This window comes from Agromyces binzhouensis (genome assembly GCF_004135055.1).
Lineage (GTDB): Bacteria > Actinomycetota > Actinomycetes > Actinomycetales > Microbacteriaceae > Agromyces > Agromyces binzhouensis.
On record NZ_SDPL01000745.1, the window covers coordinates 1 to 744 of the forward strand.

The 744-nt window shown below is 76.1% G+C and carries 1 protein-coding gene; it reads right to left on the minus strand.

Features of this window, described 5'->3' with window-relative positions:
* On the minus strand, positions 1-744 hold a 744-nt coding region (locus ESO86_RS18005; RefSeq protein WP_165308386.1), incomplete at both ends, for a phytoene desaturase family protein.

The following is a 744-nucleotide window of genomic DNA, read 5'->3' on the forward strand; positions in this document are numbered from 1 at the left end:
CCGTGCACGCCCGGGCCGGGCGGCGTCGAGGCCGACGCGAGGTAGACGCCCGCGAGCGGGGTGCGCCAGGGGTCCGGCGAGAGCACGGGGCGGCGGACGAGCTGTGCGAGCGACGGGGCGCCCGAGGCGATGTCGCCGCCGATGTAGTTCGCGTTCTCGGCCTGCATCTGCTCTGCCGAACGCGACGACGAGGCGAGCACGAGGTCGCGGAATCCCGGCGCGAAGCGCTCGAGCTGCCGCGTGACCGCTTCGGTCGGGTCGAGCGTCGATCCTGCGGGGACGTGCGTGTACGTCCACAGCACGTGACGCCCGTCGGGTGCTCGCGACCCGTCGAGCGTCGACGGCTGCGACACCAGCACGTACGGTGACGACGGATGCCGCCCGCGCGCCACGTCGCGCTCGCCCGCGGCGATCTCCTCCCGCGTGCCCCCGAGGTGCACCGTTCCGGCCCGCGCCACGGCGGGGTCCGCCCACGGCACGGGCCCGGCGAGCGCGAAGTCGACCTTCGCGGCCGCGTTCCCGTAGCGGAATCCGCGGAGCGCACGACGGTACCGTCGCGGCAGCCGGTCCCCCGCGAGGCGCACGAGCGCGCGCGGGGTGACGTCGAGGAGGACAGCGCGGGCAGGCGGCAGCGCCGCGAGGTCGTCGACCGCGGCATCCGTCACCACCTCGCCGCCGTGCGCGATGAGGTCGTCGACGAGCGCGGAGACGATCGCGCCGCTGCCGCCGACCGGGATGGGCCAG